Origin of the sequence: Streptomyces avidinii (assembly GCF_045161815.1) — a bacterium.
GTDB lineage: Bacteria > Actinomycetota > Actinomycetes > Streptomycetales > Streptomycetaceae > Streptomyces > Streptomyces avidinii.
On sequence record NZ_CP108863.1, the window covers coordinates 2,444,567 to 2,459,767 of the forward strand.

14 protein-coding genes are annotated in these 15,201 nt (G+C 73.0%); 6 read left to right on the top strand and 8 right to left on the bottom strand.

What is annotated here, in order from left to right; all coding sequences use genetic code 11:
• Window positions 1–50: 50 nt before the first annotated feature.
• The 3 genes from OG373_RS10760 to OG373_RS10770 all read right to left on the bottom strand — a co-directional run bounded on the left by OG373_RS10760 (window position 51) and on the right by OG373_RS10770 (window position 2,454).
• Window positions 51–755, bottom strand: coding sequence for a VanZ family protein (locus OG373_RS10760; RefSeq protein WP_405437771.1), 705 nt, complete (start codon window positions 753–755; stop codon window positions 51–53).
• Window positions 756–925: 170 nt separating this feature from the next.
• On the bottom strand, window positions 926–1,324 hold the full coding sequence (locus tag OG373_RS10765) for a RidA family protein (protein ID WP_405437773.1): 399 nt from the start codon (window positions 1,322–1,324) through the stop codon (window positions 926–928).
• Window positions 1,321–2,454, bottom strand: a complete 1,134-nt coding sequence (locus tag OG373_RS10770) for an acyl-CoA dehydrogenase family protein (protein WP_405437775.1) — start codon at window positions 2,452–2,454, stop codon at window positions 1,321–1,323. Before OG373_RS10770 ends, OG373_RS10765 begins: the two co-directional genes overlap by 4 nt.
• A gap of 146 nt (window positions 2,455–2,600) precedes the next feature.
• On the opposite strand from OG373_RS10770, the gene OG373_RS10775 reads away from it, so the two are divergent.
• From OG373_RS10775 to OG373_RS10795, 5 genes are all read left to right on the top strand, one after another.
• On the top strand, window positions 2,601–4,256 hold the full coding sequence (locus tag OG373_RS10775) for an AMP-binding protein (protein WP_405437777.1): 1,656 nt from the start codon (window positions 2,601–2,603) through the stop codon (window positions 4,254–4,256).
• Window positions 4,257–4,265: 9 nt separating this feature from the next.
• Complete coding sequence (locus OG373_RS10780) at window positions 4,266–5,066, top strand: PaaX family transcriptional regulator C-terminal domain-containing protein (RefSeq protein WP_405437778.1); 801 nt, start codon at window positions 4,266–4,268, stop codon at window positions 5,064–5,066.
• Window positions 5,067–5,187: 121 nt separating this feature from the next.
• On the top strand, window positions 5,188–6,027 hold the full coding sequence (locus OG373_RS10785) for a GNAT family N-acetyltransferase (protein ID WP_405437779.1): 840 nt from the start codon (window positions 5,188–5,190) through the stop codon (window positions 6,025–6,027).
• 84 nt (window positions 6,028–6,111) lie between these two features.
• On the top strand, window positions 6,112–6,519 hold the full coding sequence (locus OG373_RS10790; RefSeq protein WP_405437781.1) for an SgcJ/EcaC family oxidoreductase: 408 nt from the start codon (window positions 6,112–6,114) through the stop codon (window positions 6,517–6,519).
• A 168-nt stretch (window positions 6,520–6,687) separates the two neighbouring features.
• Complete coding sequence (locus tag OG373_RS10795) at window positions 6,688–8,247, top strand: M12 family metallo-peptidase (RefSeq protein ID WP_405437782.1); 1,560 nt, start codon at window positions 6,688–6,690, stop codon at window positions 8,245–8,247.
• Between the two features lie 168 nt (window positions 8,248–8,415).
• Here OG373_RS10795 and OG373_RS10800 read toward each other — a convergent pair whose 3' ends face one another.
• Together OG373_RS10800 and OG373_RS10805 are read right to left on the bottom strand one after the other, a co-directional pair.
• Complete coding sequence (locus tag OG373_RS10800) at window positions 8,416–10,683, bottom strand: bifunctional salicylyl-CoA 5-hydroxylase/oxidoreductase (protein ID WP_405437784.1); 2,268 nt, start codon at window positions 10,681–10,683, stop codon at window positions 8,416–8,418.
• A 4-nt stretch (window positions 10,684–10,687) separates the two neighbouring features.
• Complete coding sequence (locus OG373_RS10805) at window positions 10,688–11,515, bottom strand: enoyl-CoA hydratase family protein (RefSeq protein ID WP_189973907.1); 828 nt, start codon at window positions 11,513–11,515, stop codon at window positions 10,688–10,690.
• 240 nt (window positions 11,516–11,755) lie between these two features.
• Here OG373_RS10805 and OG373_RS10810 point away from each other — a divergent pair, with 240 nt between their 5' ends.
• Window positions 11,756–12,199, top strand: coding sequence for an ATP-binding protein (locus OG373_RS10810; RefSeq protein ID WP_405437785.1), 444 nt, complete (start codon window positions 11,756–11,758; stop codon window positions 12,197–12,199).
• 12 nt (window positions 12,200–12,211) lie between these two features.
• Here the strand turns inward: OG373_RS10810 and argF are convergent, their stop codons facing one another.
• The 3 genes from argF to OG373_RS10825 form a co-directional block, all read right to left on the bottom strand.
• Window positions 12,212–13,231: an ornithine carbamoyltransferase gene (gene argF, locus OG373_RS10815; RefSeq protein ID WP_405437787.1), complete on the bottom strand. Its 1,020-nt coding sequence runs from the start codon at window positions 13,229–13,231 to the stop codon at window positions 12,212–12,214.
• Window positions 13,232–13,403: 172 nt separating this feature from the next.
• Window positions 13,404–14,630, bottom strand: a complete 1,227-nt coding sequence (locus OG373_RS10820; RefSeq protein ID WP_397730001.1) for an arginine deiminase — start codon at window positions 14,628–14,630, stop codon at window positions 13,404–13,406.
• Between the two features lie 46 nt (window positions 14,631–14,676).
• Window positions 14,677–15,189: a hypothetical protein gene (locus OG373_RS10825; RefSeq protein ID WP_405437789.1), complete on the bottom strand. Its 513-nt coding sequence runs from the start codon at window positions 15,187–15,189 to the stop codon at window positions 14,677–14,679.
• Window positions 15,190–15,201: the final 12 nt, after the last annotated feature.

Here is a 15,201-nt window from a genome sequence, read left to right on the forward strand (position 1 = left end):
CGCGCCCGTCGCCGATGCATGCGGGGACGTGGACACACCGGACACGCGGCTCAGCCCGCCGTCGCCGGCGCGGGACGGAGCCGCTCCGACGGCGCCTGCGCCGTGGTGCGCCACCAGCGGCGCGACGCCAGCCCGGCCGACGCCGCGCCCGCGGCGTTGACCAGGACGTCGTCCACCGACGACACCCGGTCCAGCTGCAGGACGTACTGGGCGGTCTCGACCAGGACCGAGCAGCCCGCCCCGAGCAGCAGGAGCCGCGGCACGGACGCCAGGGCCGCGAACCGCATCGGGGCGAAGAACCCCAGCGCCGCGAGGACCAGCAGGTTGCCGCCGATCCCGAGCGGCCCCATCGTGGCCAGGTCCCGCAGCGGTACGAGGCTCACCCGGGCGGGCACGATGCCGGCCCCGCCGCCCGGCATCATGGTCATCCACACGAACGGCACCGTCCCGTGGACCATGCCCACCTCGGCCAGCGACATCCGCCACGCCGACGTGCCCGCGACGGCCCGCCGACCGCGTGCCAGGGCCCACGCCACCAGCACGGCCAACGGCAGCGTGACCAGCGTCATGAGCACCACCCCGTTGAAGGTGTCGAGGCAGCCGTGCCAGCGCCCGGCCATGCACCGCGGAGCGGACATCATGAGCGGCCGCCGCAGGACGAACAGGGCGCTCGCCGCACCGAGGATCGCCAGGCCGAGGAGCACGATCCTGCGCGCGCGGCGAAGTGGGGCCGACGGGGATGCGTTGTGGTTCATGCCCCCCATGGGAGACGCGGGGCCGTTGCGGTGGCGTATGCGGTTTTCGATACGCCCGCGATACACGGGGATCACCGGATCGCCCCCGGCCCCTGCCGGACGCCGACTGCCTTACGTGTCACGGCAGGTGGAGGCGGGGTCCGTGAGCAGCGCCGAGCAGTGCGCGCCGGCTACGGGAGGACCGCGATGCCGTCGAGTTCGATCAGGGCCTGGTCGTCCCAGAGGCGGACCACGCCGATGACGGCCATCGCCGGGTAGTCACGGCCCGCCGACCGCCGCCAGATGCGGCCCAGTTCGGCCGCGTGGGCCCGGTACGCGGCCACGTCCACCGCGTACACCGTCACCCGGGCCAGGTCCGCCGGGGTGCCGCCCGCCGCGGCGAGGGCCGTCAGGAGGTTGGCGAGGGCGATCCCGAACTGCTCCGGCAGGCTCTGGCCGACCACCTTGCCCGCGCCGTCCAGCGCGGTCTGGCCCGCCAGGAACACCAGCCGGTTGCCGGTCGCAGCGACCGCGTGCGAGAAACCCGTCGCGGGCGACAGCTCCGCCGGGTTGATCCGGTCCAGGCTCATCGCGGCGCCACCGCCCCGTACAGCTCCTTCGCGATGATCGTGCGTTGCACCTCGCTGGCCCCCTCGTAGATCCGCGGTGCCCGTACCTCCCGGTAGAGGTGTTCGAGCAGGTGGCCGCGCTGGAGGGCGACCGCGCCGTGCAGTTGGACCGCGTGGTCCACCACGTACTGGGCCGTCTCCGTGGCCAGCAGCTTCGCCATCGCCGCCCGGCGCGGGACGTCCTCCGCCCCGCGGTCGTAGGCGCCGGCCGCCGCGTACACCAGCAGCCGGGCCGCCTCCGTGCGCGTGGCCATCTCGGCCACCCGGTGGGCCACCGCCTGGAGGTCGCTCAGCGTTCCGCCGAACGCCGTCCGGTCCGCTGTGTAGCCGAGCGTCGCGTCCAGCGCGGCCCGGGCCATGCCCACCGCGAAGGCGCCGACGCTCGGCCGGAAGAGGTTCAGCGTGTCCATCGCGACGCGGAAGCCCCGCCCCGGCTCACCGAGCAGGTCCCGCCGGCCGACCGGCACCCCGTCGAAGGTGAGGGAGCCGATGGGGTGCGGGGAGAGCATGTCCAGGGCCGCGCCGGACAGTCCCGGGCGGTCCGCCGGAACGAGGAAGGCCGAGATGCCCTTCGCGCCCGGCCCCTCGCCCGTTCGGGCGAACACCGTGTAGAAATCCGCCTCGGGGGCGTTGGAGATCCAGCACTTCTCGCCGCTGAGCCGCCAGCCGCCCCCGCCCGCCGGATCGGGCGTCGCCGCCAGTGCCAGCGCCGCCGCGTCCGAGCCCGCCCCCGGCTCGCTCAGTGCGAAGGCCGCCACCGCCCGCCCGGCCCGCACCTGCGGCAGCCACCGCTCCCGCTGCGCCTCGCTGCCCGCCCGCAGGACCGGGTGGGCGCCCAGCCCCTGCAGGGCGAGCGCCGTCTCCGCCTCCGTGCAACCGTAGGCGAGGGACTCCCGCAGCAGGCACAGTTCCAGCGCGCCCGAGGCGAACACCCGCTCCAGCAGGCCCAGCTCCCCCAGTGCCGCCAGCAGCGGCCGGTTGACCCGCCCCGGTTCCCCCTCCTCGGCCAGTGGCCTCAGCCGCTCCGCCGCCAGTGCGCGCAACTGCCCGCACCACTCCTCCTGGTCCACCCCGAGCGCGAATCCGGTCATCCGAACATCCCCGCATCTATCGCGTCCTGTTGACTGCCGTCACCATCACGATACGCTCCTGGAAGGACCTTCCAGCGGTGGCTGGGGGAACTACCGCACGGCCGGCTCCACCCCACCCCGGACCGCTGCCATGGGGGCGACCCGCCTTGGACCTCAAGCCTTCCGCTCACACCGACACTTTCGCCCGTGACCATCTGCCACCCGCGAACACCTGGCCGGAGCTCGTCTTCGATCTGCCCGAACTGGCCTACCCGGACCGCCTGAACTGCGGGGCCGAGCTGCTGGACGCCACGATCGCCCGGTTCGGCCCCGCGGGCGCCGACCGCCCGGCCTTCCGCAGCGGGGCGGGCGAGGTGTGGACGTACGGCGGGCTGCGCGAGCGCGTGGACCGCCTCGCCCACACCCTCACCGCCGACCTCGGCGTGGTCCCCGGCAACCGGGTGCTCCTGCGCGGGCCCACCGGCCCCTGGCTCGCGGCCTGCTGGCTCGCGGTGATGAAGGCGGGCGCGGTGGCCGTCACCGTACTGCCCCAGCAGCGTGCGCAGGAGCTGGCCACGGTGTGCGCGATGGCTCGGGTGGGACACGCGCTGTGCCACGCGGACGTGCTGGACGACCTGGTCAAGGCGGAGGTCCCCGGGCTGCGGATCACCGTTTACGGGGGCACGTCCCCGGACGATCTGCTGCGGCTGGCCGAGAGACATCCGGAGCCGTTCACGGCCGCCCCGACCTCCGCGGACGACGTCGCCCTGATCGCCTTCACCTCAGGGACCACCGGACGGCCCAAGGGCTGCATGCACTTCCACCGCGACCTGCTCGCCGTCGCCGACACCTTCTCCCGCAGCGTGCTGCGGCCCCGCCCGGACGACGTCTTCGCGGGCAGCCCGCCGCTCGGGTTCACCTTCGGGCTGGGCGGGCTGGTCGTCTTCCCGCTGCGGGCCGGGGCCTCGGCGCTGCTGCTGGAGGAGGCGGTGCCGCGCCGGCTGCTGCCCGCGCTCGCGGAGCACCGGGTGACGGTGCTGTTCACCGCGCCCACCGCCTACCGGACGATGCTGGACGCCCTGGGCCCGTACGACGTGGGCATGTACGACCTGTCGGCGCTGCGCCGCTGCGTCTCGGCCGGGGAGAACCTGCCCGCCGTCACCTGGCAGGCCTGGTACGAGCGCACCGGGCTGCGCATCATCAACGGCATCGGGGCGACCGAGCTGCTGCACATCTTCATCTCCGCCGCCGACGAGGACATCCGGCCCGGTACGACGGGCCGGGTGGTCCCGGGCTGGGAGGCCCGGGTGGTGGACCGGGCCGGCCGCCCCCTCCCGGACAACGAGCCGGGACTGCTGGCCGTGCGCGGCCCGGTGGGCTGCCGCTACCTGGCCGATCCGCGGCAGGGGGAGTACGTACAGGGCGGGTGGAACCTGACCGGTGACACCTACGTACGCGATCCGGAGGGCTACTTCCGCTACGTCGCCCGGGCCGACGACATGATCATCTCGGCGGGCTACAACATCGCGGGCCCCGAGGTGGAGGACGCCCTGCTGCGCCACCCGGACGTGGTGGAGGCGGCCGTGGTGGGCCTCCCCGACGAGCGACGCGGGCAGATCGTGGTGGCGTACGCCGTCGCACGCGACGGCGCGGTGCTGACGGAGGAGATCCTGCGCACCTTCATGCGGGCCGAGCTGGCCCCGCACAAGTGCCCCCGGTCCTTCGTCTTCCTCCCCGCCCTCCCCCGCACCGCGACGGGCAAACTGCAGCGCTTCCGGCTGCGCGATCCCGGCGCCCGGCACGATCCGCAGGAGACGGCCTAGAGTGAACCCGTGGTCGAGCAGCACACTCCGCGATCCCTGATCGTCACGTTCTACGGAGCCTACGGGCGGGCCTTCGAGGGCCCGGTCCCGGTGTCCGCGCTGATCCGCCTGCTGGGCGCGGCCGGCGTGGACGCCCCGTCGGTCCGCTCGTCGGTGTCCCGGCTGAAGCGGCGCGGCTTCCTGGTGCCCGGCCGCGCGACGGACGGCTCCGCGGCGTACGGGCTCTCCGATGAGGCGCGGCAGCTGCTGGACGACGGCGACCGGCGTATCTACGGCAGCCCGCAGCTGTCGGACGAATGGCTGGTGGCGGTGTTCTCCGTCCCGGAGCAGGAGCGGCACAAACGGCACCTGCTGCGCTCGCGGCTGGGCCGGCTCGGCTTCGGCGCGGTCGCACCGGGCGTGTGGATCGCCCCCGCCCGGCTGTACGAGGAGACCGCGCACACGCTGGAGCGGCTGCACCTGACCCCGTACGTGGAGCTGTTCCGCGGGGCCCACCTCGGTTTCGCCCCGACGACCGAGGCGGTGGCCCGCTGGTGGGACCTGGCGGCCCTGGCCAAACAGCACGAGGAGTTCCTCGACCTGCACGAACCTGTCCTGCGCGCCCTCCAGTCGGGTCCGGAGCCGAGCCCGGAGGAGGCCTACCGCGACTACCTGCTCGCGCTGGACACCTGGCGCCGTCTGCCGTACGCCGACCCGGGCCTGCCGCGCGAGCTGCTCCCGGCGGGCTGGCCGGGCGACCGGGCGGCGGCCGTCTTCGCCGAACTGCACGAGCGACTGCGTGACGTCGGGGCCGGGTTCGCGCAACCGTAGCCGGCCGGGGCCGCGACGGGCGCTGTGCCGCACTCCGACGGGTTGCCTGGCGGTCGGGGGGTCGATCGGGGCCGGTGGAAAAAGGGGTGCGGGGGTGTCGTGCGGCGCGCCAGGATGGGTCATGACCTGGACCTTCACCACTGACCTGGCGGCCTATGCGAGCGCCGCAGGCCCGGCCGTGGCCGCGCGGCCCGTCTCCAACACCATGATGCTGACGGTGACCGACGCCCTGCTGCGGCGCGGGACCGGCGCCTACGGCGGCGACACCCCCTTCTTCGGCTGGTGGACAGGGCCCGACGGCGCCGTCGCCGGTGGCCTGTTGTGCACCCCGCCCTTCCCGGTGCTCCTCGCCGTACTGCCCGAGGAAGCGGTCCGGGAGCTGGGGGCCGCGCTCGCCACCGAACCGCTGCTCGCCGGGGCCCCCGGATTCAACGCCCTGCGGCCGGCCGCGGAGGCACTGGCCGAGGCCTGGGGGCGGCCCACCCGGATCGCCGAGGAACTGCGCCTGTACCGGCTGGCCGGCCTGGCCGCCCCGGACCCCGCCCCGGCCGGGAAGGTCCGGCCCGCCACCGAGGCGGACCTCCCGCTGCTGCTGGAGTGGATCACGGCCTTCAACGCTGAGGCCGGCGTTCCGGGCAAGGCCTCCGAGACCTTCCTGCGCGACCGGATCTCCTACGGCGGGATCCTGCTCTGGGAGCACGCCGGCGCTCCCGTCTCCCTGGCCGCCTTCTCCCGCACGATCGGCTCGGCCGCCCGCGTCGGCCCGGTCTACACCCCGCCCGAGCAGCGCGGGCGCGGCTACGCCGCCGGGGTCACGCACGCGGCGAGCGAAGCGGCGTACGCGGCCGGCGCCACGGAGGTCCTGCTGTTCACGGACCTGGCCAACCCCACGAGCAACGGCATCTACCTGCGCCTGGGTTACACCCCGGTCGAGGACCGCGCCGAGATCGTCCCGGCGTGACGGACCGGACCGCGGCAGGGCCCGTCACCCGGATGCGAGCCGGGTCTTGACCTCAAGGGCCCTTGAGGTCGGATCGTGGTCCGCATGACGACAGAGAGCGCAGCCCAGACCGCCGACATCGAGGCCCTCCACCGGGTGGTGGCCGCCGTCGAGGCCTCCCAGCAGGCCAAGGACCCCGATGCCTTCCTCTCCCTGTTCCACCCCGACGCCCTGTGGACCACCGGCGGCGGCAAGGTCCTCATCGGCCTCGATGCCATCTCCGCGTTCACCCGCGAGGTCCTGCCCGGCGCGAGCTGGGACGGCCGGGTCAGCTACACCGTGACCCATGTCCAGTTCCTCCGTCCGGACGTGGCCGCGGTCAAGGTCAGCCAGGTGTACCACTCGGCCGACGGGCCCGGGGACGAGGGCGTCCCGACGTACGTGATGACCAAGCAGGACGACGGCCGCTGGCTCCTGACCGTCTGCCAGAACACCCAGGTCCAGAAGGCCTAGGCCGTCTCTTTCGGATCTTGCCGGGCCCGAGTCTCGGGGCGGGGGCACCCCCCCGTATTCGGGTGAACCTCGGCCCGGTCGGCGGCGCGGGGACGGACGCACCGGCGTGGCGTGATCCCTGCCGCGGGATACAGGGCGGGAACCCCCACAGAGAGGCCCGTGTTCCCCATGCGCCGTCGTTTCCTGCTCGCCGCCGCCGCCGCGGCGACCGCCTTCACCGCCACCATGTCACTCGCCCTGACCGCACCCGCCGCCTCCGCCGGGACGGGTGGGGGCGGAGGTGAGCACGAGCCCTGGGTGGTGCGCGCCGCCGCGCAGCGGACGGACGCCAAGGCGCTGCGTTCACTGTGCGGCGAGCAGAAGGAGGGCAGACCCGAGCGCCGCACGTTCCCGCTGTTCGGGCGCGGCAAGGGCTTCACCGCGGTGCAGGACTTCCAGCGCCAGGAGCCGAACGGCACGGTGTACTGGGGCGGCCACGACCCCAAGAACCCGCAGAACACCATCTCCGTGTCCGCCATCGGGGCCTGCACCGAAGGGCCGGTCACCCTCTCCGGCGTCATCACGATCGGTTTCCGCCAGTACGCGTACCAGCCGCTGGCCGAGCGCCCGGGCTGGTACGAGCTCCAGGAGATCGACTCCCTCGCCCTGCCGCCCAGCGGGCGCGGTATCGACACGGTCGAGGTCCCCGCGAAGAAGCCGCACCACCCGCACCACCCGCACAAGCCGCAGCGGCCGGGTCCGAGGGCCGCCACGCCCAACGACCCGGCCGCCATCGACATCGTCGTCGCCTACACGCCGGCCAGCGTCGCCGTGATGGGCAGTGTCCAGGCGGTCCAGGGGCAGATCACCTACGGCGTGAACCAGCTCAACAGGGCGCTCGCCACCGACAACGTGCCGGCCAGCGTGCACGTCGTCAACACGTACCAGACCGCGGCGACCGGTGTCCCCCGCGAGAACGTGAACACCCTGCTCAGCATGATCCGCAACCCCGCGAACACGGTCCTCGGCGCCACGGCCGCCGCCCAGCGGCAGACGTACGGCGCCGACCTCGTGGCGCTGCTCGCCTCCGTCCCCTTCGAGGACAGCTCCGGGGCGGCGACCCTGCCCGAACCGGGCCCGTCCTCGACGACCGACAGTGCCGCGTTCTCGGTCACCAGCATCGGGTCCGTGACGGCCTGGGAGAACCTCGCGCACGAGATCGGCCACAACTTCGGCATGAAGCACGACCGCCTGACGGTCACGAGCCAGGGCGGAACCACCCCCGCGGGCACGTTCAACTACGGCTGGGTCACGCCGAACGGCCAGCACCGCACGCTCATGGCCTACTCCAACGCCTGCCCCCAGGCGTGCAACGTCGTCAACTCGTACTCCACCCCCGACCGCACCTGGAACAACCAGCCCCTGGGCAACGCCCTGAACAACAACGCCGCCGTCGCCCTGCAGAACGCGGACATCCTGGCCGGGTACCGCGCGTCCACGGTGACCAACCGCGTCTCCCTGACCCTGCTCCACGACCCCGCGGGCGCAGGCACGGTCCGGGTCAGCGAGTACGGTCCGTACGACCCCGGCACGCAGGTCACCGTCACCGCCATTCCGAACCCCGGCTTCCGGTTCGACGCCTGGGCGGTGGACGGTTTCGAGCTGGAGGGGAACAACCCGAACTACCAGCTCACGATGAATGCGGACCGGACCATCAACGCCCTGTTCGTGCCGATCGCACAGCCGTAGGTGCCTAGGCCGTCTCTTCCGGATCTTGCCGGGCCCGCGACGCCCGGCGCCGCACCCGGCCGCGTTGTCGGGGCGCCCGAGTACGTCCAGTACACGGGCGCCCCTCCGCCTTGCCGGGCACGGCACCGGACGCCGCGGACTCGGCCGACAAGATCCGGAAGAGACGGCCTAGCCGCGCCCCGTGGGCGGGGTGCGGCTGCCCGCGCGGTACGGGGCCGGCCAGGGGGCGGCCGGTCCCGCACAGGACTGCTCGGCGGCCGCGTGCAGGGTCCAGTGGGGGTCGTAGAGGTGCGGGCGGCCCAGGGCGCAGAGGTCGGCGCGGCCGGCCAGCAGCAGGGAGTTCACGTCGTCCCAGGAGGAGATGGCCCCGACGGCGATGACGGGGACGCCGAGCGCGTTGCGGATCCGGTCGGCGTACGGGGTCTGGTACGAGCGCCCGTACTCGGGTGCCTCGTCAGCGACCACCTGGCCCGTCGAGACGTCGATGGCGTCGGCGCCGCGGGCGGCGAAGGCGGCCGCGATCCGTACCGCCTCCTCGGGCGAGGTACCTCCGGGCGCCCAGTCGGTGGCCGAGAGACGGACCGTCATCGGGCGGTCCTCGGGCCACACCGCGCGGATCGCGTCGAAGACCTCCAGCGGGAAGCGCAGCCGGTTCTCCAGGGAGCCCCCGTAGTCGTCCGTGCGGTGGTTGGTCAGGGGGGACAGGAAGCCGGAGAGCAGGTAGCCGTGGGCGCAGTGCAGTTCGAGCAGGTCGAATCCGCAGTCGGCGGCGCGGACGGCTGCGGCCGCGAACTCGGAGCGCAGCTCCGTCAGGTCCTCGCGCGCGAGGGCGCGCGGGAGCGCCGAGACGCCGGGCCGGTAGGGCAGCGCGGAAGCGGCCACCAGTGGCCAGTTCCCCTCCGGCAGCGGGTCGTCCATGCCCTCCCACATCACCCGTGTCGAGCCCTTGCGGCCGGCGTGCCCGAGCTGGACGCCGAGGGCGGTGCCGGGCGCAGAGGTGTGGACGAAGTCGGCGATCCGCTTCCAGGCGGCCGCCTGTTCCTGGGTGTAGAGGCCGGTGCAGCCTGGGGTGATCCGGCCCTCGGCGGACACGCAGACCATCTCCGTCATCACCAGGCCGGCCCCGCCGAGGGCCCGCCCGCCCAGGTGCACGAGGTGGAAGTCGCCCGGGACACCCTCCTCGGCCGAGTACATGTCCATCGGTGAGACGACGACCCGGTTGCGCAGGGTCAGCCCCCGCAGGGTGAAGGGGGTGAACATCGGCGGGGTTCGCGTCCCGTCCGGCTCGTCCGGGGGGCAGCCGAAGTCCCGTTCCACGGCCCGGGTGAAGCGCTCGTCGCGCAGCCGCAGGTTGTCGTGCGTGACCCGGCGGCTGCGGGTGAGGAGGTTGAAGGCGAACTGCCGGGCGGGCTGGTCGACGTATCCGGCGATCTCCTCGAACCAGTGCCGGCTCGCGGCGGCCGCCCGCTGGGTGCTGGCGACCGCCGGACGGCGTGCGGCCTCGTACGCGGCGAGTGCCGCCGGTACGTCGCCGGGTGCGGCGCCCACGGCCTCGGCGAGCGCGAGCGCGTCCTCCACGGCCAGTTTGGTGCCGGAGCCGATGGAGAAGTGGGCGGTGTGCGCCGCGTCGCCGAGCAGGGCCACGTTGCCGTGGGACCAGCGCGCGTTGACGACGGTACGGAACTGCGTCCACGTGGAGCGGTTGCCGTGCAGCGGCCGGCCCCGCAGGGCCTCGCTGAAGATCTTGGCGCAGCGGGCCGCGGACTCGTTCTCGTCGCACAGGTCGAAGCCGGCCGCCCGCCACACCTCGTCGCGCATCTCCACGATCACCGTGGAGGCGTCGGCCGAGTAGGGGTAGGCGTGCAGCTGCACGACCCCGTGCTCGGTCTCCGCGATCTCGAAGCGGAAGGCGTCGAAGGCGAAGTCGGCGGCGAGCCAGATGTAGCGGCAGCGTCCGCTCGTCAGCGTCGGGCCGTAGTGCGCCGCGTCCGCCTCCCGGATGGCGCTGTGCACCCCGTCGGCCGCGACCACCAGGTCGTACGAGGCCGCGAGCCCGGCGGCGGCCGGCGCCCCGGAGTGGAAGCGGAGCCGGACGCCGAGCCCGGAGCAGCGCTCGTGCAGGATCTCCAGCAGTCGGCGCCGCCCGATGGCCGCGAAGCCGTGGCCGCCGGAGGTCAGCAGCCGCCCCCGGTGCACGATGTCCACGTCGTCCCAGCGCACGAACTCCGCGCTCAGGGCCGCGTGGACGAGGGTGTCGGCCCGCTCGATGCCGCCGAGGGTCTCGTCGGAGAGGACCACGCCGAAGCCGAAGGTGTCGTCCGGGGCGTTGCGTTCCCAGACCTCCACCCGGTGGCCCTGACGGGCCAGCAGTGCGGCGGCGTACAGCCCTCCCGGTCCCCCGCCGACGACGGCGACCCTCATGGCACCAGGAGTCATGTGGCTACCTGCCCTTCCACTCCGGCGGCCGCTTCCCGGTGAAGGCCGCGTGGAACTCCGCGTAGTCCTGGCCGTGCATCAGCAGGGCCTGCGTGTTGGCGTCCAGTTCCACGGACGCGGCCAGCGGCATGTCGAGCTCGGCGGTGAGCAGCGCCTTGGTCTGCGCGTGGGCGAGGGCGGGGCCCGCGGCCAGGTGCGCGGCGAGTTCGGCGGCCCGTACGTGGGCCTTGCCCTCCTCGGTGAGCTCGCTGAGCAGGCCGATCCGCTCGGCCTCGGCGGCGCGTACGGGCTCTCCGAGCATCAGCAGCCGGGTGGCATGGCCGAGGCCGACGACGCGGGGCAGCAGGTAGGCGGCGCCCATGTCCCCGCCGGAGAGGCCGACGCGGGTGAAGAGGAAGGCGAAGCGGGCGGTGGGGTCGGCGATCCGGAAGTCCGCGGCGAGCGCCAGGACCGCGCCGGCTCCGGCGGCCACCCCGTGCACGGCGGCGATCACGGGGAAGGGGCATTCCCGGATGGCGCGGACCACCTGGCCGGTCATCCGGTTGAAGTCGAGGAGCTGGGCGGTGTCCATGGCGAGGGTGGCGCCGATGATCTCGTCCACGTCCCCGCCGGAGCAGAAGCCGCGCCCTTCGCCGCCCAGCACGAGGGCGCGTACGGATCGCTCACGGGACAGTTCGCCGAGCAGATCGCGCAGGTCGGCGTAGGCGCCGAAGGTGAGCGCGTTCAGCTTCTGGGGGCGGTCGAAGGTGACGGTGGCGACGCCGTCCTGCCGGGTGACCCGGAGGTGGTGCCACCGTTCGGTCGCTGGGGTGGAACCGGTGAAGGGGCTCACACCACCGAAGGTATCACCAGATCGTGACTGCCGTCACAGAAGCGCGACATCTTCATCCCGTCGGCCGTCACGGTCGTGCCGGGGCGCCGGAGTTTCGGGATGTCGGGGCGCCGGGTGCCGGGGTGCCGGGGTGCCGCGCGGGATGAGAATTCGAGTTCGTATCGTTGAAACCGGGAGTTCACCTCTCCCCATCGGCCCGAACCCGAACCCGAACCAGACCCCGGAACGGATGGTCCTTCCTTGCACGACGCCTCCGCCTGGCGGATCGCCCTGCCCCACACGGCGGCCGCCGTACCCCTCGCCCGCGCCCTCGTCCGTACGGCGCTGGCCGAGACCGACGCGCCCGCCGACCGGGACACGGCGGAGCTCCTGACGGCGGAACTGGTCGCCAACGCCGTGGCGCACACCCGCTCCGGCGCCCCGATCGAGCTGGTCGTGGAGCTGCTGGCGAACGGCTGCCAGGTCGAGGTCCACGACAGCGATCCGAACCCGCCCGGCGGCCTGTCGGCCCGGCCGGACGTGGACCGGCCGGAGGCGGACCGGCCCGACCCCTGGCAGGAACACGGCCGCGGGCTGCTGCTGATCCGGAGCCTGAGCTCCGGCTGCGGGCACCGTCCGACCCCGCACGGCAAGGCCGTGTGGTTCACCCTGCCCGCACAGCGGACCCGCCCCACCGGGGCATGACCCGGCGTATGACTATGCGTCACCCCGGCCGGGCCGGCCGAGGGTGGCGACGAGTACGGCCTTGATCGTGTGCAGCCGGTTCTCGGCCTCGTCGAAGACGACGGAGTGCTCCGACTCGAACACCTCGTCCGTCACCTCCAGCGATGCGAGCCCGTGCCGTTCGTGGATCTCCCGGGCCACCTTGGTACCGAGGTCGTGGAAGGCCGGCAGGCAGTGCATGAACTTCACGTCCGGGTTCCCGGTGGCGCGCAGCACGTCCATGGTCACCGCGTACGGGGACAGGGCCGCGATCCGCTCGTCCCAGACCTCCTTGGGCTCCCCCATGGACACCCAGATGTCGGTCACGACGAAGTCCGCCCCGGCGACCCCCTCGGCGACCTCCTCGGTCAGGGTGATCCGCGCGCCGCTCTCCGCCGCGAGCTCCCGCGCCGCGGCCACCACCGACTCGGCGGGCCAGTACGAGCGGGGCGCGACGATCCGTACGTCCATGCCCAGCAGCGCACCGGTCACGAGGTAGGAGTTGCCCATGTTGAAGCGGGCGTCGCCGAGGTAGGCGAAGGCGATCCGCTCCAGCGGCTTGGTGGTGTGCTCGGTCATGGTGAGCAGGTCGGCCAGCATCTGGGTCGGGTGCCAGTCGTCGGTGAGGCCGTTGAAGACGGGGACTCCCGAGTGGGCGGCGAGCTCCTCGACGGCCTGCTGGCTGTCACCCCGGTACTCGATCCCGTCGAACATCCGGCCCAGCACCCGCGCGGTGTCCTTGACCGACTCCTTGTGACCCATCTGGGAGCCGGCGGGGTCGAGGTAGGTGGTGTGCGCTCCCTGGTCCGCGGCGGCGACCTCGAAGGCGCAGCGGGTCCGCGTCGAGGTCTTCTCGAAGATCAGCGCGATGTTCCTGCCCCGGAGCAGACGCCGCTCGACCCCGGCCTTCTTGGCCGCCTTCAGGTCGGCGGCGAGCTCGATCAGGCTGCGGAACTCGGCGGCCGTGAAGTCCAGCTCCTTGAGAAAACTGCGGCCTGCGAGGTCGGTGGCCATGGGGTCGCTCCAGCGTCACGGTGACAGGGGATGCTGGAAGTCTATACGATCCTCTGTATTGATATACAGACCGGGGGCTCTCCCCGACTCTCCCCCGTCCTCGCCGGCCCGCCCTCGTCCTCGCCGGGCCCCTCCCGGGTCCGGGGCGGCGCCTCCCCGGACCCGGCCGGCTTCAGACGGCGTCCCGCTCGACCGGACAGCTCATGCAGCGCGGCCCGCCCCGGCCCCGCCCCAGCTCACTGCCCGGGATCTCGATCACCTCGATGCCCATCTTGCGCAGGTGCGTGTTGGTGGTCACGTTCCGCTCGTACGCGACCACCACCCCCGGCTCCACGGCCAGCACGTTGCACCCGTCGTCCCACTGCTCGCGCTCCGCCGAGTGCACGTCCTGCGTCGCGGTCAGTACCCGGATCGAGTCCAGTCCGAGCGCCCCCGCGATGGCCCGGTGCATGTGGTCCTCGGGGTGGTCGGTGACCTTCAGCTCGTGCGGGCCGCCGCCCGGCTCGATCGTGTAGGAGGGGAGCATGCCGAGCCCCGCGTACTGAGTAAACGTATCTCCGTCGACCATCGTCATCACCGTGTCCAGGTGCATGAAGGCGCGCGACTTCGGCATGTCGAGGGCCACGATGGTCTTCGCCGAACCGGCCGCGAACAGGCCCCGGGCCAGCATCTCCACCGCCTGCGGGGTGGTCCGTTCGCTCATCCCGATCAGCACGGCGCCGTTGCCGATGACCAGCACGTCCCCGCCCTCGATCGTCGAGGGGTAGTCCGCCTGCCCCTGCGACCAGTAGTGGAAGGCGCCGGAGGTGGTGAAGAGCGGGTGGTGCCTGTAGATCGCCTCGAAGTGGACCGTCTCGCGCTGCCGGGCGGGCCAGCGCATCGCGTTGATGGACACCCCGTCGTAGATCCAGGCGGAGGTGTCCCGGGTGAAGAGGTGGTTGGGCAGCGGGCCCAGCAGGAAGCCGTCCAGGTCCAGCGCGTGGAAGCGCACGGACACCGGTTCGGCGTGCCGTTCCAGGAACTCCCGCTTGGTCATCCCGCCGACCAGCGCCTCCGCCAGATCGGCCGAGGACATACCGTCGAAGACCGACCTCAGGTGGTCCGTGGCGAGCGGGCCGTACTCCTTCTCGTCGAAGACCCGGTCCAGGACGAGGTGTCTCGCCTCCGGGATGTCGAGGGCCTCGCACAGGAGGTCCCCGAAGAGGTGGACCTCCACGCCCCGGTCCCGCAGCACGTCCGCGAATCCGTCGTGCTCCTGGCGGGCCCGGCGCACCCACAGCACGTCGTCGAAGAGGAGCGCGTCCTTGTTGCTCGGTGTGAGCCGCTTCAGCTCCAGGTCGGGCCGGTGGAGGATGACGCGGCGAAGCCGCCCGGTCTCGGAGTCGACATGGAATCCCATGACGTACACATTCCCAGACCGAACGGCTTTTTGACGCGGCGTCTGCTCAGCGGGGGGTGGCGAGGCCGAGAAGTGCCGAGGGGGCGCCGGTGAGTTGCGGGGCGGTCAGGCCCAGTTCGGGCGCGGCCAGGTTCGGCACACCGGAGTTGGAGGCGTCCGGCATCGTCAGCAGACCGCCGGCGACCAGCCCGGGGGTCCGGGCGAGCAGGTTCGTGGCCGGCGCCTCCACGGAACCCTCGCCGTCCGTCTCCGGCTTGCCCAGCAGGTTCGGCACCGGGGAGGTGACGAGGGTGCTGCCGAGCTCGGTGCCGAGCGGGACCGAGGGGAGCAGTGGGGTCGGGAGCATGTTCCCCTTGTGGAAGCGGGGCGCCTCGGGCGCTCCCACGACCGGCACCGGCACGCCGGTGCCCACGCGCGGGGTGTCCACGCCCAGCGTGGTCTTCACGGCGTCCAGCGGGACACCGACCGGCACCGACTGGGCCACGGCCGGGGTGGCCGCGCCGGCCGCGGCCATACAGGTCATGAGCGCCGCAATGCTTCCGCGCGCGGTCATCTTCATAGGTGACGTTCC

Coding starts and splice junctions, on each gene's coding strand:
- OG373_RS10770 (WP_405437775.1), bottom strand. CDS start 2,454: ATGACCGGATTCGCGCTCGGGGTGGACCAGGAGGAGTGGTGCGGGCAG.
- OG373_RS10785 (WP_405437779.1), top strand. CDS start 5,188: ATGACCTGGACCTTCACCACTGACCTGGCGGCCTATGCGAGCGCCGCA.
- argF (WP_405437787.1), bottom strand. CDS start 13,231: ATGGCCACCGACCTCGCAGGCCGCAGTTTTCTCAAGGAGCTGGACTTC.
- OG373_RS10820 (WP_397730001.1), bottom strand. CDS start 14,630: ATGGGATTCCATGTCGACTCCGAGACCGGGCGGCTTCGCCGCGTCATC.
- OG373_RS10795 (WP_405437782.1), top strand. CDS start 6,688: ATGCGCCGTCGTTTCCTGCTCGCCGCCGCCGCCGCGGCGACCGCCTTC.
- OG373_RS10765 (WP_405437773.1), bottom strand. CDS start 1,324: ATGAGCCTGGACCGGATCAACCCGGCGGAGCTGTCGCCCGCGACGGGT.
- OG373_RS10825 (WP_405437789.1), bottom strand. CDS start 15,189: ATGAAGATGACCGCGCGCGGAAGCATTGCGGCGCTCATGACCTGTATG.
- OG373_RS10800 (WP_405437784.1), bottom strand. CDS start 10,683: ATGACTCCTGGTGCCATGAGGGTCGCCGTCGTCGGCGGGGGACCGGGA.
- OG373_RS10790 (WP_405437781.1), top strand. CDS start 6,112: ATGACGACAGAGAGCGCAGCCCAGACCGCCGACATCGAGGCCCTCCAC.
- OG373_RS10760 (WP_405437771.1), bottom strand. CDS start 755: ATGAACCACAACGCATCCCCGTCGGCCCCACTTCGCCGCGCGCGCAGG.